The sequence below is a fragment of the Hydrogenophaga sp. LT287 genome, assembly GCF_055702805.1.
Genome location: NZ_JBVPZC010000034.1, coordinates 1 through 24,371, shown reverse-complemented (window position 1 = coordinate 24,371; position 24,371 = coordinate 1). Strand labels below are relative to the sequence as shown.

Sequence of the window (24,371 nt, the reverse complement as noted above, 5' to 3'; positions counted from 1 at the left end):
CCATGCCCCACGGCTGCATGGAATCCAAGTTCCATACCTAGGCAATTTTCTGACTTACGCTATGCGCCAAACCCAGGAAGATCGAGATCAGTGGAGCTTGATGCCGCTCCTTTCTACAGATGAAGTGCACCTGTGTCGCCATGCTGGTGTCTGAAATAGTTAACTTAACAAGGCGAGGATCCGGCCTGTAGGCTGTTTCCGCCACGACGCCTAGGCCCAGCCCCTCCGCCACCGCCTCTCGAACGGACTCGCGGCTGCCCATCTCCAGAGCCACCTGCACCTCGACGCCTCGCTCCTTTAGTTCTTGTTCAAACACGCGTCTGGTCGTCGATCCTTCCTCTCGGATGACGAACCTCTGACCCTGCAGATCACGCAGTTTGAGAGTGGCCCGTTGCGCGAGTGGGTGTTGGGTGTTGCCGAATATCACCAATCGCTGGGTACGGTAAGCCGCGCCAAATAGATCTGGGTGAGCGACGTGATTGAGCACCATGCCCACGTCTCCCTGGTAGTCAAGAATCTTTTCGGTGATGGTTCGCGAGTCGCCTACGCCAACAGCCACGTTGACCTGGGGGAACTGTTTCATGAACAGCTTCAACACGGGCAGCACGTTGTGCGGCCCGATGGCATGGATGACCAGTCGCCCTACGTATTGATTTTTCGCAGCAGCGAGCAGTGCGTGCGCATCTTCCTCGCCACTGAAGGTACGCCGGGTGTAGTCCAACAGAGTGCGTCCAAAGGACGTGAGTTCAAGCCGCCGCCCGCGCCGATGAAAAAGCTCCACGCCGAAGTCGACCTCCAGGCGCTGTATGTGTGAAGAAACAGTCGGTTGTTGAATAGCGAGCACTCTCGCGGCAGCGGTCATGCTGCCGGCTCGGGCCGTTGCGTCAAAGGCCTTCAAGGCTGCGAGGAGGCTGAGTCCAGACATTGATGTGATCTATGGGTGCCCTCATTTTTAGGGATGAAAGTTTCATATTCATGACACCTTGGTCACCCAGACTTGAGCTGTGCTTCCACTGAAGCTGTTTCTTCCAGAACCTCCTCTTTCCCGAGAGATACCTCTGACCACTTGAGTCCTGGTGTGCGTCTAGCGCACCACAACAAATGAAACCGAGCTATGAAAACTGCAATTCGCGAGAGCCATCTGAGCTTGCGGGGTATCACGGTGACCTATGCCGATGGTCACACAGCGCTTGCGCCCACCTCGCTGGAGGTACAGCATGGCGGGTTCCTTGTGCTGCTGGGCGCGTCGGGCGCGGGAAAGTCAACGCTGCTGCGCAGCATCAATGGCTTGGTTAGCCCCACAGACGGAGAGGTGTCGGTGGCCGATCTGCCGGGCGGCACCGTCTCAAAACGCAACCTTCTTGAGCATCGGCGCCACTGCGGCATGGTGTTCCAGCAGCACCACCTGATCGGGCGGCAAAGCGTGCTGGCCAATGTGTTGATGGGCAAGCTCGCCACCCGCGGATCTCTGGCGTCGTTGTGGCCTTGGAGCAAGGCTGACAAGCTGGAGGCGCTGGCGGCCATTGACCGCGTAGGCCTGCTTGAGAAAGCCCTAGCACGGGCAGACACCTTGTCTGGTGGGCAACAACAACGCATTGGCATTGCGCGTGCCTTGGTGCAAAAGCCCCGCCTGCTGCTGGCCGATGAGCCGGTGGCCAGCCTCGACCCGGCGACCGCGCAGAGTGTGTTGACCATGCTTCACGACATCTGCAAGAAAGACCGACTCACGGCCATCGTGACTCTGCATCAAGTCAACCTCGCGCGCATGTTCGCCGACCGCATTGTGGGCCTTCGCCAGGGCCAGGTGGTGTTCGACGGGACAGCAGCGCAGTTGACGGAAGAAGCCCAGTCTGCCCTGTACGCGAAGTCGTCACCTGTCGAACCGTCCCGTTCTTCCTAACCTGCCAACATGGGCAGTCAATTTGATTCCCCCTCTCAATCCAAGGAGTTTTTACCGTGCTGAATCGCCGCCGTTTCCAATTTATCGCTGCCGCCACTTTGGCCGCCCTGTTGCCACTTGGCGCCCATGCCGAGGGCAAAAATCCTTCCAAGCTTCGCGTTGCACTGTTGCCGGACGAAAACGCCGCCACCATCATTCAGAACGCACAGCCTCTGAAGCGGTACCTGGAACAGACCCTGAAGAAGGAAATAGAGATTACGGTGACTACGGACTACTCGTCGATGATTGAAGCCATGCGCTTTGGCCGCATCGAGGTGGCCTACTTTGGACCGTTCTCTTACGTGCTGGCCAAGTCCAAGGCGCCCAACATTGAGCCTTTTGCCGTTGGCGTGGAGCGCGGCTCTCCGACCTACCACTCGGTTCTCATTGCCACGGCGGGCGGCCCGGTCAAGACCCTGGCTGACGTTCGTGGAAAGTCTTTTGGCTTTGGCGATCAGGCTTCGACGTCCCCTCACCTTATACCGCGCGCGCACTTGCTTAAAAACTACCAACTGAACGGCGAGACTGACTACCGCCCCGTTCACCTGGGCACGCACGATGCCGTGGCCCGAGCTGTTCAGGCAGGGCAGGTTCCCGCCGGCGCTCTGTCAAAAACCATTCTGGACAACCTCATCGCAAAGGGCATGGTGGATGCCAACAAGATTGTGCAACTTGAACTGTCGGCACCCATTCCGAACTATCCCATTGTGATGCAAGGTAATCTCACGCCGGAGCTCAAGGAAGCCATCCGAGCCGCCTTTCTTCAGATGAAGGACGCCGAGATTCTCAAGTTATTCCGTGTGCAGGCCTTTGTCGCGACCGATGACAAGGCCTACGACGTTCTGCGTGACACCGCACAAATTCTCAAGCTTGATCTGGGACGCATGAAATGACATCGGTAGCCTTGGAATCCATAGTTGCCATCGACGGACAGCAGCGACTCAAACGGCTGGGCGCCGCCTGTGTCGTTCTGTTCGTCTGTGTGGTGGCTTTGTATGTCACCGGCTTCTTTGACGCGCAGCGTTTCATCGAAGGCGGCCCAGCGATTCAGCAGTTGGCCTCAGAGATGGTGCCGCCGAATTTCGAGCGCTGGGAGCACTGGGTCATTCCATTGCGTGACACCTTAGCCATGTCGATCGCAGGCACGGCGCTGACCGTTCTGGCGTCGTTGCCGCTGGCCCTGGTGGCGGCGCCCAACACCGCGCCGAATGCGGTGGTTGGGCGAATCGTCAGAACCATCTTGGCTGCATTTCGGTCTGTGCCTGAAATCATCCTGGGCATTCTGTTCGTCGCGGCCGTGGGCTTTGGGGCATTGCCTGGTTTGCTGGCGTTGGCCCTGCATTCCACGGGCATGGTGGCCAAGTTCTACGCCGAAGCCATAGAGCACGTGGACCCGAAACCTCTGGAGGCCGCTAAGGCCGCGGGCGCAAGCCGGTTTCAGGTCATCACCCATGCTGTGTTACCGCAGGTTTTGCCCCAGTTGGCGGACATCACCATCTACCGATGGGAATATCACTTTCGCGCATCGGCAGTGATGGGCATCGTGGGTGCGGGCGGCATTGGCTTTGAACTCATGGCGGCTCTGCGCCTGATCAAGTACGACGAAGTCTCCGCCATTTTGCTGTCCATCCTCATATGCGTGCTCGTGGTCGACGGCATTGGGTCGGCGCTTCGCAAACATCTGAAATAGAAAGAGAGAGGAAGGTAATGATGCCGAAAATTGTGGTGACGCAGCCCATCCATGAAGCAGTTCTGGCGCGTCTTCGATCCGCCGGTGATGTAGTGATGAATCAAGGGCCTGAGCCCTGGAGCGAGGAAGAGCTTTACCTCCACCTGAAGGACGCCGACGCCATGATGGCGTTCATGCCTGACCGGGTAGATCAGCGAACCCTGTTGCACGCTCCCAGGCTCAAGACCATCGCTTGCGCCCTGAAGGGGTATGACAACTTTGACCTCAAGGCATGTGCGCAAGCCGGTGTCAGCGTGAGCTTCGTTCCTGACCTGCTCACAGAACCCACGGCAGAACTCGCCATTGGGCTGGCCATCGCCGCCGCGCGCCATGTGCTGGCAGGTGACGTCAGTGTTCGCAAGAGCTACGCAGGATGGCGTCCCCAGCTGTACGGAATGGGGTTGCACGGCTCGATAGTGGCGGTCGTCGGACTTGGCGCCGTTGGGCGGGCCATTGTGGACCGTCTCTGTGGCTTCGGGTGCGCTCAACTGCTGGGCGTGGACCCGCATGGTGATGACGAACGCCTGACCATGGTGAGCCTGGGTGAGGCCCTGTCGCAATCCGACTATGTCATTCTGGCCGTTCCGCTGCTGGACGTAACGCGTCACCTCGTCAATGACACCATGCTTGAAGGTGTTCGGCGGGGGCAGATCCTGGTCAACATTGGGCGAGGCTCGGTTGTGGACGAGGCTGCCGTGGCACGGGCGCTCAAGGACGAGCGCCTGGGTGCCTACGCCGCCGATGTGTACGAGATGGAAGACTGGCTGCTGGCAGACCGTCCACGCCAGATTCATCCGGAACTCTTGCAACACCCCTCCACGGTTTTCACACCCCACATTGGTTCGGCGGTGAAGAAGGTTCGCCGAGCCATCGAGTTGCAGGCTGCTGAAAATTTGCTCGTTGCGTTAAATGGTAATGAGCCGCTTGCACACTACGAGGCATCGCACTGAGCGGCTCATGTGGCAGCTTCGCACTGCTCGGTGCAGCCATGAGGTCACCACACCAGAGAATGCTTTTGGACGTTCTATGGTTCTGGCCGATCTAATTCTTTGAGAAGACCTTGGCTACGTGTTTCGGACCCGCGGGCCAACTGCGGATGCTCTTCGCAATGGTTCCGATAAGCCGTGCCGCCAAGTATCCGGGGTGGGATTCCCCCGGTTTCTCGGACGGTTTTCTGGGATCGTTGCCTACATCAACACTGAATCACACCGGGTTTGGTGGAGGCTAGTTTGTTGAAGTGCAGGCGTTAGCCTGCACGGTATTGGCAACTTGCCGCCAGTAGTTTGCCTCAGCTTCCGCCGGTGGTATATGCCCAATGGATTCCAGCAATCTGCTGTGGTTAAACCAATGCACCCATTGCAAGGTTGCCAGCTCCAGCGATTCACGTGTTTTCCATGGTCCTCGCTTGTGGATGACCTCCGTTTTGTACAAGCCGTTGATAGTTTCAGCCAGGGCGTTGTCATAGGAGTCGCCGGTGCTGCCCACCGAAGGCATCAGGCCAGCTTCCTCCAAGCGCTCTGTGTAGCGAATGGACACGTACTGACTCCCCCTGTCGGAGTGATGAATCAGCTTTTCATCGCTTGAAGGATGCCGTGCGTAGAGAGCTTGCTCCAATGCATCCACAACAAAGTCAGTGCGCATGTGGCTGCTGACTCGCCAACCCACAATCCGGCGGGCATAGACATCAATCACAAAGGCCGCAAACATCTGACCTTGCCATGTCGATACATAGGTAAAGTCTGCAACCCAAAGCTGGTTAGGACGTTGGGCTGTGAACTGGCGGTTGACGAGGTCTAGTGGGCATGGCCTTGCCACATCTGGGCGTGTTGTGCACACCTTCTTGCCACGCCGCGCACCCTCCAACCCTAGCTTGCGCATCAGGCGCTGCACCGTGCAGCGGGCAATAGGCAAGCCCTCTCGATGCATTTGCTTCCAGACTTTGATCACCCCATAAACTTGCCAGTTTGCATGCCATACACGTTGGATATGACCGCAACTCTCTTCGTCTGATTGGCTGCGCTTGCAGCGCAGCCATGGGCAGTTTCTTTGTTGAACCCTGCGTCTGTAGCCCGATGGGGCAATTTGCAGCAGTCGGCAAATTGGCTCGACCCCATAGGCATCACGGTACTTGTCTACAAAGACAATCAGCTCTTGATGCGACGGTCCAGCTCCGCCTGCGCAAAAAAAGCGCTCGCAGCCTTGAGTATGTCATTGGCACGCCGCAACTCCTTGTTCTCCCGCTCCAGTTGCTTGAGCCGCTCACGTTCATCTGTAGTCAAACCCGGTCGTTGGCCTGCATCTATTTCTTTGCGCTGTACCCATCCATGCAGGGTACTGACAGAGCAGCCAATCTTGGGGGCAATCGATTCGCATGCACCCCACAGTGATGCGTAATCCGCTTGGCACTCCTGCACCAAACGTACGGCACGTTCACGTACCTCAGGGCTAAAACGAGCAGCTTTAGTGTTCATGACTCAATCCTCTCAGGAGTTGAGCCTCCACGGAAGCCGGTGCGATTCAGGTTGGGCAATTGCAATTGCCATGGTGAAAGTGCCACGAACAGTCAAACATCTGGGTAAGTAAGGGCTTAGCGTGCTTTATTTTCCGTTTTCTGAGGCGACCCCTGGATGGCCGCTTGCGGCAGTCGTATGGCCCGCTGGCGGGCCTGTAGCCCAGCGGCGAGGGGCATGGGCCCGGTGAGCGTCGGAAAGGCGCTGGAAGCCCGCAGGGGTCGAGACGCGGAACGTGGCTCGATGCGCAGCACGACATAGCCGGTTTTCGCGCCCGCGAAAATTCCCCGTCCCTGGCTTGGCCCCTCAAGTGTCTGCATGCCGCCGCTGCGCCCCTCATCTGTCAATGAAAAACGGGAGCCTAGGCCCCCGTTCTCTGTCGCATGTCCACCTGGTCTACCGCTGGCAGTAGATCGAGTCACCCTGCACCCATGACAGCTTGATAAGCCCGCTCTGGCTCAACTCTTCGCACGCCTGGCCGGTCTGCTCGCGCCACTTCTTGAGCCTGGCGGAATCGGACCCGCACATCAGCCTGAACGTCTCCAGCTTCAAGGGGAACGGTTCCTTGTGAGAGACGAAGTAATCGAACATGCGCCGGGCAGTAGGGGACAGCTCGCGGTACTTTTCCCACACGAATTTCGAGTAGTGATCGCCGGCAAAAAGCACTACCATTTCCTCGTCGATTTCGACCTGGCAGCGCGACGTTTTCTTGCCGCGATCCAGCACGCGGAAGCGATGGATCAGGGACACCGATTCAAGCCGGCCGATCCGGCCCGAACTGAACTGCATGGCGGTCGCCTGCAGGCGCGTCAGGCACTCTTCGGCCTTGTCGTAGTACCGGCCGTTGATCGGCCAGCCCAGGTCCGTGCAAAGCTCGTAGAACGTGAAGGAAACGGGCGTACCGACCGGCGAGCGCTTCGCGTATTCAAGAACCTGCTGCCAAACCAGCTCGTCGTCATCGGCCCGCAGCTCGATCCCGGTATAGGTGATGAGCACGTCCTTATTGACGTGAAAAATTACGTGTTGCTGCCGCACCTCACGCGGGGTCTTCTTGTTCCTGGTCGTGAAGAGCGCAGCACGCGCCAGGTCGTTCGGCATCGCCCGCATGTCGTCGCCCCAGGGCGCGAGATCGAACAGCGAAAGCTGCATTGCCTTGATCTGCTCTTTCGTGTGCTTGAGCAAAGCGGCCTGCTTGACTTCGCTCACCTTGTCGGCGGTCTTCTCGACGGCGGTTTTTCGTTTCGGCGCTGGGGCGGGTGCGGACATTGAGGTTCCTCCGAATGGAAATTACGCCACGGCAAATGCCAACGGCGGGTGATTCGGCGGCGTAACTCCTGCCGTCGCTCGACGCATCGGTATCAAAACAGCCGATTGGACGCCAGGGGAGGGGATCGCATCTGCTCTGCAGCTCGATGTATCGCTCGCCCCTTCATCGCGGGTAAGATTACCGATAAATTGGAACCTGTTTAGGCTCATGCATTGATTTTCTTGCGCTAGAGAACTCGAAGTTTAGCTAAACACGGTCTCCCCGTCAAGAACTTTAGCGGCTAAAATTTAGAGCTGCGGATCGCAAGGCATAGCCGACCGTGTACAACCAGATATTCTTTACGAACGTCTTACGCCTGCTCGAAGAGCAAGGGATGACGAAGCATGACCTCGCCGAGAAGGCAGGAATGTCCATATCATTCCTGTCCGACTTGACCAACGGGAAGGCCAATCCTTCCCTCAAGATCATGGGTTCCATTGCGGACGCCTTGAGCGTCCCATTGCCGACCCTTTTGGAAATGACTGACTTGGACAAGGCAACGCTGGACGCCTTGTCCGGGGGCAAGGCCCCCAAGAGTCTCCCGGACGGGTTCGCACGCATAGCGGCGATCCTCAACGAGTACCAGGCATTCACAGTGCGGCAATGGGATGAGGCGAACAGGAAGCAAATAGCCAAAAGTAAAGGCAAAAAGCCCTGACGCCAGAGGGAAATTTTTAGCGGCTAAAGCCCCCCATTCACGGGGATTGCCGCTTCGCTGGGTAGCAACCCAGCCGCCAGCCAGCCGCGCAACTCGCCAGCCAGCGCCTCCTTTCACTCTGCAGCCTTCAACCGAGCGCCCCATTTGTCAACAGGGGTAACAGTTCGTTGAAGGCTTTGGCTTGCCTTGCTTTCCTGTTCGGTATATCGTTTGTCCGTGTAGAATACGACGAAACGAAATGGAACAGGACGGACATGGCAGACACAGAAGACTTCTCAACGCTCAAAGAGCGGGCCAAGAAGAAATTGGAACGCGACATGGGGCCGCTGCTCTTGGGTGCATTGAATGACCCGCGCACGGTGGAAATCATGCTCAACGCGGACGGCAAGATATGGCTCGAACGCCAAGGAGAGCGGTCGCACTGCATCGGCACTCTGCGACACGCGCAAGCGCAGGCCATTCTTGAAACCGTTGCCGGCTACCACGGCAAGGAAGTCAAAAGAAGCAGTCCCTTGCTTGAAGGTGAGTTCCCTCTCGATGGCTCCAGATTTGCAGGCCAACTCGGCCCCGTCGTAGCAGGGCCTGTTTTTGCCATTCGGAAGAAGGCAATCGCGGTTTTCACGTTAGCTCAATACGTTGAAGCCGGGATCATGACGAAGACCCAACAGGAAGCGATTGAACGGGCTGTTTCGGCGCACAAAAACATTCTCGTCATTGGTGGCACTGGCTCTGGCAAAACAACCCTTGTCAACGCCATCATTCAACAGATGGTGAGTCACGATCCGATGGAGCGGTTCGTAATCATCGAGGACACCGGCGAGATTCAGTGCAAGGCTGAAAACTACGTCCAGTACCACACCAGCATCGAAGTCAGCATGACGATGCTGTTGAAAACCACATTGCGCATGCGCCCCGACCGCATCTTGGTCGGAGAAGTCCGAGGCGAAGAAGCACTTGATCTGCTTGACGCCTGGAACACCGGGCACCCCGGCGGCGCTGCCACCCTCCACGCCAACAGTGCGCAAGAGGGCCTGACTCGCTTGAAGTCGCTTGTTTCTAGGAACAAGTCGGCTCCATCCGAGATTGAACCGCTAATCGGCGAGGCGGTTCATGTCGTTGTTCATATCGCCCGCACCCCTGAAGGCAGTCGCCGCATCCAGGAAATCCTTGAGGTTTCCGGGTACGTGGACGGCCGCTACATCACCAAAACCCTCTAGGAGTATTTCCAATGCAAGCGTCTCTTTTCCGTCCCTTCGCCATTAACCGCACGACGATGTTCTACATCGGCGCGGCGCTGCTGATGGTGCTGTTCCTGCTGTCTCCGCAGCATGCTTTTGCCTCGGAAGGCACGGGCGGCTCGCTGCCCTATGAAAGCTGGTTGACGAACCTGCGCAATTCCGTCACCGGCCCCGTGGCCTTCGCGCTGTCGATCATCGGCATCGTGATCGCGGGCGGCGTGCTGATCTTCGGCGGCGATCTGAATGGCTTCTTCCGCACGCTGATTTTCCTCGTCCTGGTGATGGCCCTCCTGGTCGGCGCGCAGAACGTGATGAGCACCTTCTTCGGCCGTGGCGCTGAGATTGCCGCGCTGGGCGATGCCGTGATGCACCAGCTCAAAGCCGCATCGGTTCTGACCAACAGCGTCCGCACGGTCTAACGATGGCCCTCCGCACGATCCCCATTCGTCGCGCCGGGAACCGAGACAACCTGTTCATGGGTGGGGATCGTGAACTGGTGATGTTTTCGGGTCTTCTGGCCTTCGCGCTGATTTTCAGCGCCCAAGAACTGAGGGCAACGGTGATCGGGCTTCTGCTGTGGTTCGGTGCGCTCTTCGCGTGCCGGCTCATGGCGAAGTCCGATCCCAAGCTGCGCTTCGTGTACCTGCGTCACCGTAAGTACAAGGGGTACTACCCAGCGCGCAGCACGCCTTTCCGACTGAACCCGAATAGCCAAGGGAAGCAATACAAATGATCGAAGCAATCGCAATTGGCATCGCGGCGCTCGGTGCCTTGCTGCTGCTCATCCTGTTCGCTCGCATCCGAGCCGTCGATGCGGAATTGAAGCTCAAAAAGCATCGTTCCAAGGACGCCGGCCTGGCCGATCTACTCAACTACGCCGCCATGGTCGATGACGGCGTGATCGTGGGTAAGAACGGGTCGTTCATCGCCTCTTGGCTCTACAAGGGCGACGACAACGCAAGCAGCACCGATGAACAGCGGGAAATGGTGTCGTTCCGCATCAATCAGGCGCTCGCGGGCCTGGGTAACGGCTGGATGCTCCACGTCGATGCCGTGCGCCGGCCGGCACCCAACTACACCGAAACGGGCCTGTCGCATTTCCCCGATCCGGTGTCGGCCGCCATGGACGAAGAGCGCCGCCGACTCTTCGAGGGCCTGGGCACGATGTACGAGGGCTATTTCATCGTCACGATGACCTACTTTCCGCCGCTTCTGGCGCAAAGCAAGTTCGTTGAACTGATGTTCGATGACGAAGCGAAGACACCCGGCAACAAGGCCCGCACGCAAGGCTTGATCGACTACTTCAAGCGCGAATGCACCAGCATCGAATCGCGCCTGTCGTCGGCCGTCAAGCTGCAGCGCCTGCGTGGGAACAAGGTGGTGAACGAAGACGGCTCCACGGTCACGCATGACGATCTGCTGCGGTGGCTGCAGTTCTGCATCACGGGCATGGATCACCCCGTGCTGCTGCCCAGCAACCCGATGTACCTGGATGCCGTGATCGGCGGCCAGGAACTGTTCGGCGGCGTGGTGCCCAAGATCGGCCGCAAGTTCGTCCAGGTCGTTGCCATCGAGGGCTTTCCTCTGGAGTCAACACCGGGAGTCTTGACCGCCCTGGGCGAGCTGCCCGTCGAATACCGCTGGTCGAGCCGCTTCATCTTCATGGACTCGCATGAAGCCGTGAAGCACCTGGACAAGTTCCGCAAGAAGTGGAAGCAAAAAATCCGTGGCTTCTTCGACCAGGTTTTCAACACGAATACCGGCTCGGTGGACCAGGACGCCATGTCCATGGTGAACGATGCCGAGTCTGCGATTGCCGAGGTCAATAGCGGCCTGGTCGCGGTGGGGTACTACACCAGCGTCGTCGTCCTGATGGACGAAGACCGCGAAAAGCTGGAAACCTCTGCACGCCAGGTAGAAAAGGCCATCAACCGCCTGGGCTTCGCTGCGCGGATCGAGACAATCAACACGCTGGACGCCTACCTGGGAAGCCTTCCGGGCCACGGCGTGGAGAACGTTCGCCGCCCGCTCATCAACACGATGAACCTGGCCGATCTGCTGCCGACAAGCACGATCTGGACGGGCCTCAACAAAGCGCCTTGCCCGATGTATCCGCCGCTGTCGCCGGCACTCATGCATTGCGTGACGCACGGTGCCACGCCGTTCCGTCTCAACCTGCATGTGCGCGACCTGGGCCACACCTTCATGTTCGGTCCCACGGGTGCCGGCAAGTCAACGCACCTTGCGTTGATCGCGGCGCAGCTCCGTCGCTATCAAGGCATGTCGATCTACGCCTTCGACAAAGGCATGTCCATGTACCCCTTGGCCAAGGCCACGGGCGGCAAGCACTTCACCGTGGCGGCCGATGACGACAAGCTGGCCTTCTGCCCTCTGCAGTTCCTGGAGTCGAAGAGTGATCGGGCTTGGGCGATGGAGTGGATCGACACGATCCTTGCGCTGAACAACGTGGAAACCACCCCGGCGCAACGCAATGAGATCGGGAACGCGATCATGAGCATGCACGCCAGCGGAGCGCGCACGCTGTCCGAATTCAGCGTGACGATCCAGGATGAAGCGATCCGCGAGGCGATCCGGCAGTACACGGTGGACGGCAACATGGGCCATCTGCTCGATGCCGAAGAAGATGGTTTGTCGCTCACCGACTTCACCGTTTTTGAAATCGAAGAGCTGATGAACCTGGGCGAGAAATACGCCCTGCCGACGCTGCTCTACCTGTTCCGCCGCATCGAGCGCAGCCTGAAAGGCCAGCCGGCCGTCATCATCCTGGACGAAGCCTGGCTGATGCTGGGACACCCGGCGTTCCGCGCCAAGATTCGGGAATGGCTCAAGGTGCTGCGCAAGGCGAACTGCCTGGTGCTCATGGCAACGCAGAGCCTTTCCGACGCGGCGAACTCGGGCATCTTGGACGTGATCGTGGAATCGACCGCAACCAAGATTTTCCTGCCCAACGTGTACGCCCGCGATGAGGACACGGCGGCGCTCTATCGCCGCATGGGCCTCAACGCTCGCCAGATTGAGATTCTGGCTACGGCCATTCCGAAGCGGCAGTACTACTACGTTTCCGAGAACGGCCGGCGACTCTACGACCTGGCTCTAGGCCCGCTGGCCCTGGCGTTCGTCGGCGCGTCCGACAAGGAATCCGTGGCCGCTATCAAGAGCCTCGAAGCCAAGTTCGGCGATGCCTGGGTGCATGAATGGCTCGCCGGCCGCAATTTGAAACTTTCTGACTATGGGGTGGCAGCATGAGCTTTGCAGACACGATCAAGGGCTTGATTTTCAAGAAGCCCGCACAGCCGGCTGATCCCCGGCGCGCACCGGATTCGGTGATGGAAGGTGGCCGACGCAGGGGCGAGGTCGAAAACCCGTACCTGGCGGCACGCCGCACCTGGAATGAACACGTTGGCGCGGTCGTCTCGTCGCGCCAGACCTGGCAGGTTGTCGGCATTCTGTCGTTGTTGATCGTCCTGGCCGCCGTGGGCGGGTTGATCCACATTGGCAGTCAATCGAAGTTCGTGCCCTACGTGGTCGAGGTAGACAAGCTCGGCCAGGCGGTGGCCGTCGCGCCGGCACAGCGGGCCGCTGCAGTCGATCAGCGCGTGGTGCACGCCTCGGTGGCCTCGTTCGTCAGCGATGCCCGCTTGGTGACGCCTGACGTGGCCTTGCAGCGCAAGGCCGTGTTCCGGCTCTACTCGATGCTTTCGGCCAACGATCCGGCCACGGCCAAGACCAATGAATGGTTGAACGGCAGCGAGGACAGCAGCCCGTTCAAGCGCGCCGCGAAAGAAACGGTCAGCACCGAAATTCTCTCGGTGATCCCGCAGACGCCCGACACCTGGCAAGTGGACTGGATGGAGACGACACGCGACCGGCAGGGCGTCGTGAAGGGCCTGCCGGTCCGCATGCGGGCCTTAGTCACGGTCTACACCGTCGCCACCACTCCAAACACCACGGAAGAGCAAGTGCGCAACAACCCGCTTGGCATCTACGTCCGTGACTTCTCTTGGTCGAAACAGCTTTAAGGGGCAACACTCATGAACAAGTATCTTCTCGCTTTGGTCCTGGGCGCTGCGCCCGCATTCGCACTCGCTGCAGGGCCGGCCGGCCCGGCTGACAAGAACCTGGCCGACCTCTATTTCTCCAAAGACAACCCGACGCTGACGCCGCAGGAAAAAGCGGCCGTCGCCATCGCTCAGAAGTGGCGCGACAACAGCGCGACGGGCATCAAGCCGGTGGCCGGCGCCGATGGCTCGATCCGCTTCCTATTCGGTGCGCAGCAGCCCAGCATCGTGTGCGCAGTGCTGCAGGTCTGCGATGTGGAGCTGCAGCCCGGTGAACAGGTCAACTCGATCCACCTGGGCGACACCGCCCGGTGGACGGTCGAGCCGGCCATCACGGGCAGCGGCCCGGCCGAAGTGCAGCACCTCATCATCAAGCCGATGGACGTGGGCCTGGAAACGTCGCTGATCGTCACCACGAACCGGCGCACGTATCACCTGCGGCTGCGCTCGCATCGCACGGAGTTCATGCCCCGTGTGGCGTTCACCTACACGGAAGACGCAATGGCGAAGTGGGACGCCATCAAGACCCGCGAAGTGAAGGAAAAGCAGTCGCGCACGATCCCGCAAACCGGCGAGTACCTGGGCGATCTGAACTTTGCCTATGACGTGTCGGGATCGGCCGCCTGGAAGCCCGTGCGCGTCTACAACGATGGGACCAAAACCATCATCCAAATGCCCAGCACGATGCAGCAGACGGAAGCGCCGACGCTCCTAGTCGTTCGCAAGGATGGCGGCGTTTTCACGGATGAAGAAACCGTGATGGTCAATTACCGCGTGCAGGGTGACCGCTACATCGTGGACACGGTTTTCGACAAGGCCGTGCTGATTGCCGGCGTCGGCAGCAGCCAAGACCGCGTGACCATCACCAGGGGGAAATAACCATGCGCAAGACCGCTTTCCTCGCGCTGCTCGTGGTCGGCCTGGCCGGCTGCGCCACCACTGCGCCATCCACCTACGGCAACTTCACGCAAAGCGCGCCTGCAGCCTTCAATCAAACGATGGCTGATGACGCCGCGAAGCAGCTCGTTGCCGTGTACCCGCCCGCAAGCACGCGGTTCGATCTGCAGCACGCCACGCCGGATGCCTTCGGCTCTTCGCTGGTCGAGTCGCTGCGCGCCAAGGGCTACGCCCTCTTGGAGTTCAAACCAGCCGCGCCGGCCTCGGCCGCATCGGCGGCCACGGACGCCACGGCGACCGCTGGCAAACCGCTGCGGTACATCCTCGATCAAGCTGAATCGAACCTGTACCGCGTGACCCTGCTGGTGGGCAACCAGTCATTGACCCGCGCTTACTCGGCTGCACAGAACGGCACTCTGTACCCGGCCGGCGCGTGGGTTCGGAAGGAGTAACGCACATGAGCGAAGACCAAATGTCGCCTGACGCTTCCCCTGGGGAAGTGACAAAGAAGACCGGCGTTCGCCGCGTCAACAATCTGCCGGTCTACATCATCGGCGGCCTGATGGGCGTGTTCCTGCTGGTCATGGTGTTGGTGGCTGCGGATCGCGCAGCCCAGCAGAACCGGCCGGCCGGTGCGAAGGACGAAAAGGCTGGCAACACCAGCATGTTCGCCAACGAGATTGCCGGCAACCAGAAGGACGGGATCATTCAGGCCGAGCGGCCAGCACCGCCCACGGTGCCCGACCTCTCGCAGCCGCAAGGCCAGGCCATCGACGTTGCCCGCCCGGACAACCTGGACGCGCCGCCGACGCCACCGACCAGCGCAAGCCTGGATGACCGTGTCAACAACGACGAAATGCAGCGCGTCCGCATGGCGAAGATGCAGCAGCTCGAAGAGGCCATCAAGGCAAAGACGGGCGTGCGGGGCATCGCTCCGCGCAGCTCGGGATCGACGCCTGGCGGCCTGACGGATGGCGCAGCGCCGGCCACCCGCGAGGAAGCGTTAGCCCGACTGGCGGCCGTGCGCCAGCAAATCGACGCGCAGACCCGCGACGACCCCACGGCGGCCTACAGAGCGCGCATGCAGCAGCTTCAAGCCGGTGGGGTAGGGGGTATGTCCGGGGGAGGCGTTTCGGCGGCTCCTAGGCTCCTGCAAACGGCCGGCTCCAGCTCGCCGGGGAGCAAGGACTATTCGCAGTTCGCCAACTCCGGGCAGGAAGACCGCTGGAAGCTCGATTCCAAGCCCGAAGCGCCACGCTCGCCGTATGAGCTGCGCGCCGGTTTCGTCGTGCCCGCCACGCTGATTTCAGGCATCAACTCCGATTTGCCCGGTCAGATCATGGCCCAGGTGAGCCAGGACGTGTTCGACACGCCCACCGGCAAATGGAAGCTGATTCCTCAAGGCTCGCGCCTTGTGGGTCGGTACTCCAGTGATGTGGCATACGGCCAATCCCGCGTGCTGATTGCCTGGCAACGCATCGTCTTCCCGGACGGCAAGGCAATGGATATTGGTTCGATGCCTGGTGCGGACAGCGCCGGTTATGCGGGCTTCAATGACCAGGTGAACAACCACTATTTCCGGCTGTTCGCATCGGCATTCCTCATGTCTGGCGTGACGGCGGGTATCACCATGAGCCAGAACCAGGACCAGCAGAACAACGGCAATCGGCAGACGGCCAGCGGCGCACTTAGCGAAGCGTTGGGCCAGCAGCTCGGCCTTGTCACCGCTCAGTTGATTTCCAAAAACATGAACATTGCCCCGACCCTCGAAATTCGTCCGGGCTACCGTTTTAACGTCATCGTCACCAAGGACATGACGTTTTCCAAGCCGTACCAGGCGTTCGACTACTAACCCAAAGGAGAAAGCGAAATGAAGATGCTCACTAAGAAAGTTTTAGCGGCTAAAGTCGCTTTGGTTTTTGCACTTACTGCCCCTGGCGTGATGACCCCGGCGCAGGCCGGCATCCCGGTTATCGACGGTGCGAACCTGACGCAAACCGTCATGTCGGCAGTGGAGAACGTTGCGCAGACGCTCAAGCAAATTGAGCAGTACCGCACCCAGCTCCAGCAGTACGAAAACATGATCCAGAACACGGTCGCACCGGCCGCGTATATCTGGGATCAGGCCACGTCCACGATGAACCAGCTTCGCGGGGCCATCGACACGTTGAACTACTACAAGAACCAGGCGGGCAGCCTCGACGGCTACCTGTCGAAGTTCCAGGACGTGTCCTATTACCGCTCGTCCCCATGCTTCAACATCGGTTGCACGAAGGCTGAATTCGACGCCATGAAACAGGCTTCCAACAAGCTGAATTCGGAAGCTCAGAAGAAGGCCAACGATGCGCTGTTCAAAGGCTTGGACAAGCAGCAGGACGCAATGGAATCCGATGCGCGCCAATTGCAACGCCTGCAATCTTCCGCGCAGGGAGCCACCGGCCAGATGCAGGCCATCGGCTTTGCAAACCAGCTCGCCAGCAACCAGGCAAACCAGCTCCTGCAGATTCGCGGCCTGTTGATCGCGCAGCAGAACGCGGTCGCCACGCGCAACCAGGTGATTGCAGACAAAGAGGCGCAAGAGGCCGCTGCTGCCGAAAACTTGCGCAAGGGCGAGTACCGCGCTAGCCCTGCGCGCACTTGGTAAGGGCTGCTCGATGAAGACCAACAAGGTTCTTACCTTGGCCCTGGCCGCCCTCGTGGCGGCCTTGGTCGCCGGCTGCGGCGAAAAGCCTGCAGAACAACCGGCCAAGCAAGCCATGCCCGAAGTCAACGATGAGAACTGCAAGCCCGCGAGCGTTGCCAAGATCGAAGACAAGGGCGCGCAGCAAGCGTTTTCGTCGCTGTGCCTGCGCCGTGGTGGCGGTTTCAAACCCAGCGAAAAGAAAGAATGGTGAGGTTGTGACTATGAGAATGCCAGCCGTATTCAAGAACGCCGGCCTGCTGTTTGTTTTGCTGTGGCTGGCGTTCTTTTCCATTGAGGCGCAAGCGGCTATCGACAATGCCGGCGTCTTAGATAACGTCCTCAACCGCTATTCGGCCGCCGCCAGTGGTTGGGCCGGCTTCATCACGGCCCGGTCCACCTGGTTGTTTTGGACGCTCGCAGTGATTTCGATGGTGTGGACGTTTGGCTTCATGGCCTTGCGCAAGGCCGATATTGGCGAGTTCTATGCGGAGTTCATCCGCTTCACCATCTTCACCGGCTTCTTCTGGTGGCTGCTCACGAACGGGCCGAATTTCGCCACCGACATCATGAGTTCGCTGCGCACCATCGCAGGCAGTGCAAGCGGCACCGGCTCGACGCTGACGCCCTCCGGGATCGTTGATATTGGTTTCGACATTTTCTTTAAGGTGCTCGATCAGTCTTCGGTGTGGTCGCCTGTCGATAGCGCGGCCGGCATCCTCATCAGCGCGGCGATTCTCATCATCCTGGCGTTGATCGGCGTGAATATGTTGCTGCTCCTGGTGAGCGGCTGGATATTGGCCTATGCCGGCGTTTTCTTTCTCGGCTTCGGTGGATCGCGGTGGACTTCGGACATGGCGATCAACTATTACAAGACCGTCCTGAACATCGCCGCGCAGCTCTTCACGATGGTTCTGCTCGTCGGCATCGGCAAGTCGTTTGTCGATCAGTATTACAACGCCATGAGCGCCGGCATCAGCCTCAAGGAATTAGGCGTGATGATGATCGTCGCGGTCGTGCTGCTGGCCCTGGTCAACAAGCTGCCGGCGATGGTTGGCGGCTTGGCGATGGGCGGCGGAACGCACGCCCTCGGCGGTGGCTTTGGTGCCGGCGCAGCGATGGGTGCGGCGGCGGTGGCCGGCGCGGCCATCGCCACGGGCGGCGCTGCGATTGCAGCCGGCGCGGCCAGCGCGGCAGGTGGCGCGCAAGCCCTCATGGCGGCCTACAGCAAAGCGTCTGCGGCATCCAGCGAGGGCGGCGGCGGTGGTGGCATGGGCGACACGATGGGCGGCGTCGCTATGGCCGCTGCAGGCCCTGGCGGCGGCAGCTCTGGCGGTGGCAGCGTCTTCGCGGGCATGGACACCGGCAGCAGCTCGGGCGGCGGCTCAAGTGGCTCCAGTGGCTCGGGCGGTGGCTTCGGTGGTGGTGCCTCCGAAGGCGGCAGCTCGGGCGGCAAGTGCAGCGCGCCGGCAGGCGAGGGCAAGGACTCGGGCGGTGGCGCGGCACCTGGTGCCGAAGGGAAGGCCGACGCAGGCGGCAAGGCCGCAGGTTCTGACGCCAAGGGAGGGGGGCAGGACACTGGCCTGGCACCTGGCGAACAACGCTCCACCGGCAGCATGTTGGGCCGTGCGGCGGCCATTGCTGCGAGCACTGCGGGCAACCTGGCGCAAGGCTCCTGGGACGTGGCGAAAGCCAAGGCCGCGAGCATGCGCGAGTCGGCTCTTGATCGCATCAGCGAAACCACGGGCGGAAAGATCGCAGCCGCGATCAGGGCGCAGGACGCGGCAGCGCCGGCAGACCTGTCCACTCCCGCACCGGCACCCAGCAGCGCCGCGCAGGCCTCGACGGCCGCCACGGCCTTCAACGACAACGAACTGTCTGCAGGCAAGGGCCAGGCAGAAACCCCCGTCGCGCCCGAAGTGGCCGACTTCATGAATCGCAATTCCAAAACCTCGTAACTGCAAAGGAGCATCAACCATGCAACGCAAAAACCTCATCGCCTCGGCCGCTCTTGCGGTGGCCGCCTTCGGTGCGATTCCAGCCACTGCCAGCGCGCAGGAAATCCTCACGGGCGATACCCGCCTGGCCTGCGAAGCGATCTTGTGCCTTGCCACTGGCACCCAGCCCAGCGAATGCACGCCTTCGCTGCGCCGCTATTTCAGCATTTCGTACCGCAAGCTGTCGGACACGATCCGGGGCCGCGTCAACTTCCTGAACCTCTGCCCCGTCGCCAATCAGACGCCGCAAATGTCGGCCCTGGTCAATGCGCAGGCCAATGGTGCCGGCCGGTGTGATGCCGCTTCGCTGAATGCCGTGCTGCGTTCGTGGACGGGTTCCGACGATGGCATGGTGTACGTCAGCAACCAGATGCCCAGCTACTGCACCGCCTACACGACGCACGCCTACACGGACTTCTCGGGCACGGTGCCGCGCTATGTGGGGATTCCTGAGCGGGGAGGGTATTGGGTCGAGGCGCGGGACTATGACCGCGCCCTGGCCGAATACAACGCCCGCATCAAGGCCGAAGACGAAGAGCGCCGCCGCGCCAGTTGGGGCGGCGGTGGCAACTAAGGGAGCCTGAACCATGCCTTTCATCGATCTCCCGCCCCAGCTTCAAGAGCGCGTCATCTGCTCGATTTCGGCCGCCGTCAAATACGAAGTGCCGGCGAACATCGTTCTTGCGGTCGCGGAGAAAGAAGGCGGCAAGCCGGGCCAGTGGGTGAAGAACACGAACGGCACGCATGACGTGGGCCCGATGCAGTTCAACACCCTGTACCTGGGCGACCTGGCGAAGTACGGCATTACGGCAAACGACGTGGCAGCGGCTGGCTGCTACTCGTTTGACCTGGCGGCCTGGCGGCTGCGGCAACACATCCGCATGGACAAGGGCGACTTGTGGACGCGGGCGGCTAACTACCACTCGCGCACCCCCCAATTCAACGTGGTCTATCGCGCCGACTTGATGCGCAGGGCTGTCAAGTGGGCCGACTGGCTCGATGCGCGGTTCGTCACCCGCGACGTGACAAAGCCCGGCGCAATCCCTTCGACTCCGGTAGCCGTTCAAGCGGTCGCTCAGACCGCGCCAGTGGTATCGAAGCCGGCCCCTGCAGCGGTCCCGCAGGCAGCGCCTGCAGGGCCTTGGAGCACTGCCAGCTACGTGCCTCGAAAGCTCATCATCAACGGCCAGTGAGGCCGTTTTTTTAGCGGATAAAAACATGGACTTTCACGCCTTCATGAAGCGGTACACCCTCGGCCTTTTCGGTGTCATCAAGAGCTATTGCGATTGGGCCGAGTCGCAGGCCAAGAGCCAGGGCGATTTACTGCTGCTTGCCTTCGGACCGCTGCTCCTGCTCGGCCTGGTGCTCTGGTCGCTGCCGGCATGGATCGGCAAGACCATTGCGCTGATCCTGCTCGCGCCTGTGCTGTATCTCGCCTTCGTCGCCCTCCAGCACTACAGCCGGCGAGGTGGCCGCAAGTGAGGTTGCCGCGCCTGGTCGTCGCTGATGGATCGGTCGAAGCGTTGAAGTGGCTCGCGCTGCTGCTCATGACCGGCGATCACGTCAACAAGTACCTGTTCAATGGCACGGTGCCGCTGCTGTTCAACGCGGGTCGCCTGGCGCTGCCGATCTTCTGCTTTGTCCTGGCGTACAACCTGGCTCGGCCGGATACGCTGCAGCGCGGCGTCTATCGCCGCACCTTGAAGCGCCTGGCCCTCTTCGGCCTTGCCGCCACCCCTGCATTCCTCGCCTTGGGCGGCCTGTGGGCCGGCTGGTGGCCGCTGAACGTGATGTTCACGCTGCTGGCCGCAACGGCCGTGCTCTTCCTCATCGACCAGGGAGGCCGTCCGCGCCTGGTTGCCGCTGCCGCCGTGTTCCTCGTCGCCGGCAGCTCGGTCGAATACTGGTGGCCGGCGCTCTCGATCTGCCTGGCTGTCTGGTGGTACTGCAGGAAGCCATCGGTGCCGGCGCTCGCGCTGCTGCTGGCGTCCTGCGCCGCGCTGTGGTTCATCAACGGCAATTTTTGGGCGTTGGCGGCGCTCCCCGTGGTCGCCGCGGCTGCGCACGTCGATGTGCGCCTGCCCCGGCTGCGGTGGGCGTTTTACGCCTACTACCCCCTGCACCTGATCGCGCTTTGGCTCATCCGAATCCCGATGAGCAAGGCCGGCTACCTCTTTTTCTGATTGGAGCGTGTTCATGTTCAAACCGTGCCTGCTGGCCCTCTCTGCTGCCTTCCTGGTGGCCGCGCAAAGCGCATCGGCCCAGCCGATGACCGAATACGGCAGGCCGGTCCTGTCGGGTGTCTTCGTGTCGTTCCCCCATGGCGGCACGGCCTTCCGGCCCACGGCACGGCAGGAAGCGGAATTGCTCAACGCGAAGGATGCCGACCTGGTGACGATCAAGGGACGGACCAGCACACTCAAGCCGAGCGCGCAGGATGAATCGCTGGCCCTTGCTCGGGCACTGTCGGCGCGCTCCTATCTCATCGCACGCGGCGTTTCGCCGTTGAAGATCGTCGTCAACTTCGCATCTGCTGCAGACTTCATCGCGGACAACTCGACGCCAGAAGGCCGGCTTGAGAACCAGCGCGTGGAAGTCGAACTTGTCTTCGTGGGCAACTGACATGGCGCGCTTGGCTCGCCTGGTCGCGCTGGTCCTGTGCATCGCTGCAGGACAGGCACACGCCGATTTCGCGGGCCGCGTCGTCGGCGTTCTCGATGGTGATACGGTGGATGTGTTGGTGGATCGCACGCCGATCCGCACGCGCCTGGCTGAGATTGACGCCCCCGAGAAGGCGCAAGCCTTCGGCACCAGGTCAAGGCAGGCGCTTGCTGCGGCGGTGTTCCAGAAGTCGGTCTACGTGCGATCGGCGTCCGTCGATCGCTACGGCCGCGCGATCGGCACGCTGTTGGTGGACGGCCGCAGTGTCAACCGCATGATGGTGGAACAGGGCATGGCCTGGGTGTATCGGGCCTACCTGGTGGATCGGTCGCTGCTCGACGTCGAAGCAGCGGCACGCGCTGGGCGGGTCGGCCTGTGGGCCGATCCGCACGCGGTCGCGCCCTGGGAGTGGCGCGCAGAAAAAAGAAAGGGATGGGACGCCAAGTGAAATTCACCGACGAACAGAAGCACAAGGAAACGCTGGCCGTGCTCGAGAACGTTCTCGACTACCTGCAGCGTCTTCCCTCGGTGCCGGCCACCACGGCCATGTGCGAGAAGATCAAGGCCCACATGGACAAGCCGGCGCAGCGCCTGGTCGCCGACTCCAAGCGCGAGCTGATAGGCATGTGGATCACGCCGGCCGGCAAGCGCATGTTTGAAGCCTCATTGATCGGGGATCAGCTCACCGTGAGCGTTCCAGATTCAACGGATGACCTCCCACGCAAAAGCGTCGAAGAGAAAGCGCAGTCCCGCAATGAGGTGTCGGCCGCCGTGGTTAAGGCTCTCATGCGGCCTGCCGGCGTCACGGTCAAGCTGGTGAGGCCGTCGCCCGCATTGACCAAACGCGCTTGACCTGGCTTTCGCTGCAGCCGGCCAGCCTGGCCGTATCGGGGATGCTGTGCCCCGCAGTGCGCAGCGCAATGATCCTCTCGTGAGTTGCTGTGTCGGGGTCTCCTCGTTTTCAGTGCAATAAGTGACGGTACGAAAAGCTAGCACTGGCGCGGAGGTGGTGTTGGTAGATCGTTGATTTCATTGACTTTCCTGTTCACTTTCAAATCTGCGATTCGTGGCGTCAAACCGTGGTCGGTTTCATCCATTGGTGCCAGTTATCGATGCATTTGGCCGCGAAGGCAGGATTTGGTCAGCATAGCGGTCAACCGGGAAGCGAAACACACCCCGCAAGTTGATGCTCTCCAGCCTGGTGGGCGCAATCTTCCCGATCAGTTCCGGTGGAATGACCTGGCGGCGGTTCGACCAGCGATCCAGGACCGCCTGCATCTGTGAGGTATTCCACGCCATCACGATGTTGGCCATCAGGCTCAACGCATCGGCCACAGCCTGCATTTCATCGACACGTTTGGCCTGCGCCGGGCTGATCCGGCCGGTATAAATGGCGCGCTTGAGGGCGTTAACAGCCTCGCCCCGATTGAGCACCCGGCGCAACTCGTTCCTGAAAGCGTCCTTGACAAAGTAGTCAGCCAAAAACGCCGTACGCAGCAACCGCCCCAATTGCACGCCAGCCTCATAGATTGGATCGCCCTGGGCGGCAGAACCGAACCGCGCAAGAGCTGCCACCGCACTGGCATGTCCGCTCATGACCGAGGCTGCCAGGTGCACCAGACTATCCCAATGCTTTTCGATCAAAGCGACGTCGACATTGGCTTCGCACACCGCAGCGATTTCTGCGGGCACTTTGGTGCCGCGTGGCACAAAGAGGTGGCGCTGTTTGAGTTCCTTCAACCGCGGGCAAAGATCAAAACCAAGCAAACGGGCATGTGACATGGCAAAGTCGGTGTAGCCATGGGTATCCACAGCAAGCTGGATGGTCTCCAGCTTTTCTTGGCGGATGACACCTTCAATGGCCACGCCCGCCTGGCGCTCATTGAGCACAAAGGGCTGCGCATGGAAGATGCCCCACCGGTCTTTTACATGGGAGTAGATTCCAATGGAAGGTGTGTTGCGCCGAGGATCAAGCCGGGCTTGCCACACCCGTTTGGTGGTCTCCATGCTCATCATGTCAGAAGATGCCAAATCGGACCGCCCCCAGGTGGCGGCAATCGGGTGTCGCTGCATGAATTCCAGCACAGCCTGGCAGGCCTGGCTCAGACGCCGTTCGTCCCGCGCCCAGCGCATGGCCTGGCGAATGCTGGTGGCAGACAATTGCGGAATCATGCGCGCGCATTCGACCGCAGTCAGACTGGTGCCGTGGGCCATGATGCCGGCATAGACCATCAGCAGCTCGTCGGTAGAGCGCGGCTCACGTCCGAGCATGATCCAGCTAAAGCGCACCTGGGCGTCAACGGCCAGAATCACTTCCGGCAATTGAACCTCACCGATGCGGTGATCCAAAGCCGCGCGCAGCTTGGTCACTTCTGGGTCTTCGTCCTCTGCGGGCAATGGCGACAAATGGAGTTCATCATCCACGCGCAGTACGCCACTGCGGGCTGCAGCGGCCACCGCATCGACACCGGCAGTTACTCTGGCCAGCAAAGGCTTCAAGAAAGTGGCAGCCTTGCTGGGTAACGATAGACGGGCATAGTGTTTCTTGGACTCTGCCTGCCAACGCTCGTCCGTGAAGAACAAGCGCGCACGACCCCGAAAGCTCAGGCTGTGCTCAATCCAGACCGAGCCATTGCGCACCGCGCGGCGCAGGGCAAACAGGGTGGCCACCTCCAAC

27 protein-coding genes, 1 pseudogene and 1 other annotated feature are annotated in these 24,371 nt (G+C 60.7%); of the genes and pseudogenes, 23 read left to right on the top strand and 5 right to left on the bottom strand.

All coding sequences use genetic code 11. The annotated features are described in order from the left end of the window. Window positions 1-37: 37 nt before the first annotated feature. Window positions 38-925, bottom strand: coding sequence for a LysR substrate-binding domain-containing protein (locus tag AC0GNR_RS17385; RefSeq protein ID WP_227328280.1), 888 nt, complete (start codon window positions 923-925; stop codon window positions 38-40). Between the two features lie 189 nt (window positions 926-1,114). On the opposite strand from AC0GNR_RS17385, the gene phnC reads away from it, so the two are divergent. Genes phnC through AC0GNR_RS17365 form a run of 4 tightly spaced genes read left to right on the top strand, consistent with a single transcriptional unit; the run spans window position 1,115 to window position 4,618 of the window. Beyond that, window positions 1,115-1,900 (top strand): phosphonate ABC transporter ATP-binding protein, encoded by a 786-nt coding sequence (gene phnC, locus AC0GNR_RS17380; protein ID WP_472902137.1) that lies wholly within the window; start codon window positions 1,115-1,117, stop codon window positions 1,898-1,900. A 56-nt stretch (window positions 1,901-1,956) separates the two neighbouring features. Next, on the top strand, window positions 1,957-2,832 hold the full coding sequence (gene phnD / locus AC0GNR_RS17375) for a phosphate/phosphite/phosphonate ABC transporter substrate-binding protein (protein WP_472902136.1): 876 nt from the start codon (window positions 1,957-1,959) through the stop codon (window positions 2,830-2,832). Beyond that, entirely contained in the window at window positions 2,829-3,629 is an 801-nt protein-coding gene (gene phnE / locus AC0GNR_RS17370; RefSeq protein WP_472902135.1) for a phosphonate ABC transporter, permease protein PhnE, read from the top strand. Before phnD ends, phnE begins: the two co-directional genes overlap by 4 nt. Window positions 3,630-3,646: 17 nt before the next feature. Next, complete coding sequence (locus tag AC0GNR_RS17365) at window positions 3,647-4,618, top strand: phosphonate dehydrogenase (RefSeq protein ID WP_024815576.1); 972 nt, start codon at window positions 3,647-3,649, stop codon at window positions 4,616-4,618. Window positions 4,619-4,892: 274 nt separating this feature from the next. Here the strand turns inward: AC0GNR_RS17365 and AC0GNR_RS17360 are convergent. Beyond that, window positions 4,893-6,139 (bottom strand): IS3 family transposase gene (locus tag AC0GNR_RS17360; protein ID WP_472902134.1). Its coding sequence is split into 2 segments (ribosomal slippage): window positions 4,893-5,848 and window positions 5,848-6,139, totalling 1,248 coding nucleotides; the frame shifts between segments, so codons are not numbered across the junction. Further along, window positions 5,742-5,858, bottom strand: a sequence feature (AL1L pseudoknot). It overlaps the preceding gene by 117 nt. Before the next feature lie 435 nt (window positions 6,140-6,574). Continuing rightward, entirely contained in the window at window positions 6,575-7,444 is an 870-nt protein-coding gene (gene trfA, locus AC0GNR_RS17355) for a plasmid replication initiator TrfA (RefSeq protein WP_031944006.1), read from the bottom strand. A gap of 320 nt (window positions 7,445-7,764) precedes the next feature. Here trfA and AC0GNR_RS17350 point away from each other — a divergent pair, with 320 nt between their 5' ends. The 19 genes from AC0GNR_RS17350 (at window position 7,765) to AC0GNR_RS17260 (ending at window position 22,546) form a co-directional block, all read left to right on the top strand. After that, window positions 7,765-8,142 carry a helix-turn-helix domain-containing protein gene (locus AC0GNR_RS17350; protein WP_472902133.1) on the top strand — a complete coding sequence of 126 codons (378 nt, stop codon included), beginning with the start codon at window positions 7,765-7,767 and terminating at the stop codon, window positions 8,140-8,142. Between the two features lie 254 nt (window positions 8,143-8,396). Further along, window positions 8,397-9,359, top strand: coding sequence for a P-type conjugative transfer ATPase TrbB (gene trbB, locus AC0GNR_RS17345; RefSeq protein ID WP_472902132.1), 963 nt, complete (start codon window positions 8,397-8,399; stop codon window positions 9,357-9,359). A gap of 11 nt (window positions 9,360-9,370) precedes the next feature. Then, complete coding sequence (gene trbC, locus AC0GNR_RS17340; RefSeq protein ID WP_472902131.1) at window positions 9,371-9,799, top strand: IncP-type conjugal transfer pilin TrbC; 429 nt, start codon at window positions 9,371-9,373, stop codon at window positions 9,797-9,799. A gap of 2 nt (window positions 9,800-9,801) precedes the next feature. Then, window positions 9,802-10,113 (top strand): conjugal transfer protein TrbD, encoded by a 312-nt coding sequence (locus tag AC0GNR_RS17335; RefSeq protein ID WP_011171720.1) that lies wholly within the window; start codon window positions 9,802-9,804, stop codon window positions 10,111-10,113. Further along, the gene (locus AC0GNR_RS17330) at window positions 10,110-12,647 is read left to right on the top strand and encodes a VirB4 family type IV secretion/conjugal transfer ATPase (protein ID WP_015063520.1); all 2,538 of its coding nucleotides are present in this window, start codon (window positions 10,110-10,112) and stop codon (window positions 12,645-12,647) included. Before AC0GNR_RS17335 ends, AC0GNR_RS17330 begins: the two co-directional genes overlap by 4 nt. After that, window positions 12,644-13,420, top strand: coding sequence for a conjugal transfer protein TrbF (locus AC0GNR_RS17325; protein WP_015063521.1), 777 nt, complete (start codon window positions 12,644-12,646; stop codon window positions 13,418-13,420). The genes AC0GNR_RS17330 and AC0GNR_RS17325 overlap by 4 nt, the downstream gene beginning before the upstream one ends. A 12-nt stretch (window positions 13,421-13,432) precedes the next feature. Continuing rightward, window positions 13,433-14,338, top strand: coding sequence for a P-type conjugative transfer protein TrbG (gene trbG / locus AC0GNR_RS17320; RefSeq protein WP_015063522.1), 906 nt, complete (start codon window positions 13,433-13,435; stop codon window positions 14,336-14,338). A gap of 2 nt (window positions 14,339-14,340) precedes the next feature. Next, window positions 14,341-14,808: a TrbH Mating pair formation protein gene (locus AC0GNR_RS17315; RefSeq protein ID WP_015063523.1), complete on the top strand. Its 468-nt coding sequence runs from the start codon at window positions 14,341-14,343 to the stop codon at window positions 14,806-14,808. A gap of 5 nt (window positions 14,809-14,813) precedes the next feature. Further along, the gene (locus AC0GNR_RS17310; protein ID WP_015063524.1) at window positions 14,814-16,208 is read left to right on the top strand and encodes a TrbI/VirB10 family protein; all 1,395 of its coding nucleotides are present in this window, start codon (window positions 14,814-14,816) and stop codon (window positions 16,206-16,208) included. An 18-nt stretch (window positions 16,209-16,226) separates the two neighbouring features. Continuing rightward, window positions 16,227-17,000, top strand: coding sequence for a P-type conjugative transfer protein TrbJ (gene trbJ / locus AC0GNR_RS17305; RefSeq protein ID WP_031944011.1), 774 nt, complete (start codon window positions 16,227-16,229; stop codon window positions 16,998-17,000). Between the two features lie 10 nt (window positions 17,001-17,010). Next, window positions 17,011-17,250 carry an entry exclusion lipoprotein TrbK gene (gene trbK, locus AC0GNR_RS17300; protein WP_031944010.1) on the top strand — a complete coding sequence of 80 codons (240 nt, stop codon included), beginning with the start codon at window positions 17,011-17,013 and terminating at the stop codon, window positions 17,248-17,250. Window positions 17,251-17,266: 16 nt separating this feature from the next. Further along, entirely contained in the window at window positions 17,267-18,994 is a 1,728-nt protein-coding gene (trbL, locus tag AC0GNR_RS17295; RefSeq protein WP_472902130.1) for a P-type conjugative transfer protein TrbL, read from the top strand. Between the two features lie 19 nt (window positions 18,995-19,013). After that, window positions 19,014-19,607 (top strand): TrbM/KikA/MpfK family conjugal transfer protein, encoded by a 594-nt coding sequence (locus AC0GNR_RS17290; RefSeq protein ID WP_015063527.1) that lies wholly within the window; start codon window positions 19,014-19,016, stop codon window positions 19,605-19,607. A 13-nt stretch (window positions 19,608-19,620) separates the two neighbouring features. After that, window positions 19,621-20,226: a transglycosylase SLT domain-containing protein gene (locus AC0GNR_RS17285; RefSeq protein ID WP_162572154.1), complete on the top strand. Its 606-nt coding sequence runs from the start codon at window positions 19,621-19,623 to the stop codon at window positions 20,224-20,226. Window positions 20,227-20,251: 25 nt separating this feature from the next. After that, entirely contained in the window at window positions 20,252-20,515 is a 264-nt protein-coding gene (locus tag AC0GNR_RS17280) for a conjugal transfer protein TrbO (protein ID WP_162572153.1), read from the top strand. Window positions 20,516-20,517: 2 nt separating this feature from the next. Beyond that, complete coding sequence (locus AC0GNR_RS17275) at window positions 20,518-21,216, top strand: TraX family protein (RefSeq protein WP_269474032.1); 699 nt, start codon at window positions 20,518-20,520, stop codon at window positions 21,214-21,216. 13 nt (window positions 21,217-21,229) lie between these two features. Continuing rightward, window positions 21,230-21,655 carry an OmpA family protein gene (locus AC0GNR_RS17270; RefSeq protein WP_053057113.1) on the top strand — a complete coding sequence of 142 codons (426 nt, stop codon included), beginning with the start codon at window positions 21,230-21,232 and terminating at the stop codon, window positions 21,653-21,655. A gap of 1 nt (window position 21,656) precedes the next feature. After that, window positions 21,657-22,142 (top strand): thermonuclease family protein, encoded by a 486-nt coding sequence (locus tag AC0GNR_RS17265; RefSeq protein ID WP_015063510.1) that lies wholly within the window; start codon window positions 21,657-21,659, stop codon window positions 22,140-22,142. Next, complete coding sequence (locus AC0GNR_RS17260) at window positions 22,139-22,546, top strand: hypothetical protein (protein WP_031944013.1); 408 nt, start codon at window positions 22,139-22,141, stop codon at window positions 22,544-22,546. The genes AC0GNR_RS17265 and AC0GNR_RS17260 overlap by 4 nt, the downstream gene beginning before the upstream one ends. Here the strand turns inward: AC0GNR_RS17260 and AC0GNR_RS17255 are convergent. After that, window positions 22,503-22,610: a hypothetical protein gene (locus tag AC0GNR_RS17255; protein ID WP_472902138.1), complete on the bottom strand. Its 108-nt coding sequence runs from the start codon at window positions 22,608-22,610 to the stop codon at window positions 22,503-22,505. The two genes, AC0GNR_RS17260 and AC0GNR_RS17255, sit on opposite strands and share 44 nt — an antisense overlap. A 173-nt stretch (window positions 22,611-22,783) precedes the next feature. Continuing rightward, window positions 22,784-24,371, bottom strand: a pseudogene (locus AC0GNR_RS17250) (Tn3-like element IS1071 family transposase); the annotation flags it as partial.

Excerpts from the sequence above, each read along its gene's own strand:
- AC0GNR_RS17385 (WP_227328280.1), bottom strand. The coding sequence starts at position 925 with ATGTCTGGACTCAGCCTCCTCGCAGCCTTGAAGGCCTTTGACGCAACG.
- phnC (WP_472902137.1), top strand. The coding sequence starts at position 1,115 with ATGAAAACTGCAATTCGCGAGAGCCATCTGAGCTTGCGGGGTATCACG.
- phnE (WP_472902135.1), top strand. The coding sequence starts at position 2,829 with ATGACATCGGTAGCCTTGGAATCCATAGTTGCCATCGACGGACAGCAG.
- AC0GNR_RS17365 (WP_024815576.1), top strand. The coding sequence starts at position 3,647 with ATGATGCCGAAAATTGTGGTGACGCAGCCCATCCATGAAGCAGTTCTG.
- trfA (WP_031944006.1), bottom strand. The coding sequence starts at position 7,444 with ATGTCCGCACCCGCCCCAGCGCCGAAACGAAAAACCGCCGTCGAGAAG.
- trbB (WP_472902132.1), top strand. The coding sequence starts at position 8,397 with ATGGCAGACACAGAAGACTTCTCAACGCTCAAAGAGCGGGCCAAGAAG.
- trbC (WP_472902131.1), top strand. The coding sequence starts at position 9,371 with ATGCAAGCGTCTCTTTTCCGTCCCTTCGCCATTAACCGCACGACGATG.
- AC0GNR_RS17335 (WP_011171720.1), top strand. The coding sequence starts at position 9,802 with ATGGCCCTCCGCACGATCCCCATTCGTCGCGCCGGGAACCGAGACAAC.
- AC0GNR_RS17330 (WP_015063520.1), top strand. The coding sequence starts at position 10,110 with ATGATCGAAGCAATCGCAATTGGCATCGCGGCGCTCGGTGCCTTGCTG.
- AC0GNR_RS17325 (WP_015063521.1), top strand. The coding sequence starts at position 12,644 with ATGAGCTTTGCAGACACGATCAAGGGCTTGATTTTCAAGAAGCCCGCA.
- trbG (WP_015063522.1), top strand. The coding sequence starts at position 13,433 with ATGAACAAGTATCTTCTCGCTTTGGTCCTGGGCGCTGCGCCCGCATTC.
- AC0GNR_RS17315 (WP_015063523.1), top strand. The coding sequence starts at position 14,341 with ATGCGCAAGACCGCTTTCCTCGCGCTGCTCGTGGTCGGCCTGGCCGGC.
- AC0GNR_RS17310 (WP_015063524.1), top strand. The coding sequence starts at position 14,814 with ATGAGCGAAGACCAAATGTCGCCTGACGCTTCCCCTGGGGAAGTGACA.
- trbJ (WP_031944011.1), top strand. The coding sequence starts at position 16,227 with ATGAAGATGCTCACTAAGAAAGTTTTAGCGGCTAAAGTCGCTTTGGTT.
- trbK (WP_031944010.1), top strand. The coding sequence starts at position 17,011 with ATGAAGACCAACAAGGTTCTTACCTTGGCCCTGGCCGCCCTCGTGGCG.
- trbL (WP_472902130.1), top strand. The coding sequence starts at position 17,267 with ATGCCAGCCGTATTCAAGAACGCCGGCCTGCTGTTTGTTTTGCTGTGG.
- AC0GNR_RS17290 (WP_015063527.1), top strand. The coding sequence starts at position 19,014 with ATGCAACGCAAAAACCTCATCGCCTCGGCCGCTCTTGCGGTGGCCGCC.
- AC0GNR_RS17285 (WP_162572154.1), top strand. The coding sequence starts at position 19,621 with ATGCCTTTCATCGATCTCCCGCCCCAGCTTCAAGAGCGCGTCATCTGC.
- AC0GNR_RS17280 (WP_162572153.1), top strand. The coding sequence starts at position 20,252 with ATGGACTTTCACGCCTTCATGAAGCGGTACACCCTCGGCCTTTTCGGT.
- AC0GNR_RS17270 (WP_053057113.1), top strand. The coding sequence starts at position 21,230 with ATGTTCAAACCGTGCCTGCTGGCCCTCTCTGCTGCCTTCCTGGTGGCC.
- AC0GNR_RS17265 (WP_015063510.1), top strand. The coding sequence starts at position 21,657 with ATGGCGCGCTTGGCTCGCCTGGTCGCGCTGGTCCTGTGCATCGCTGCA.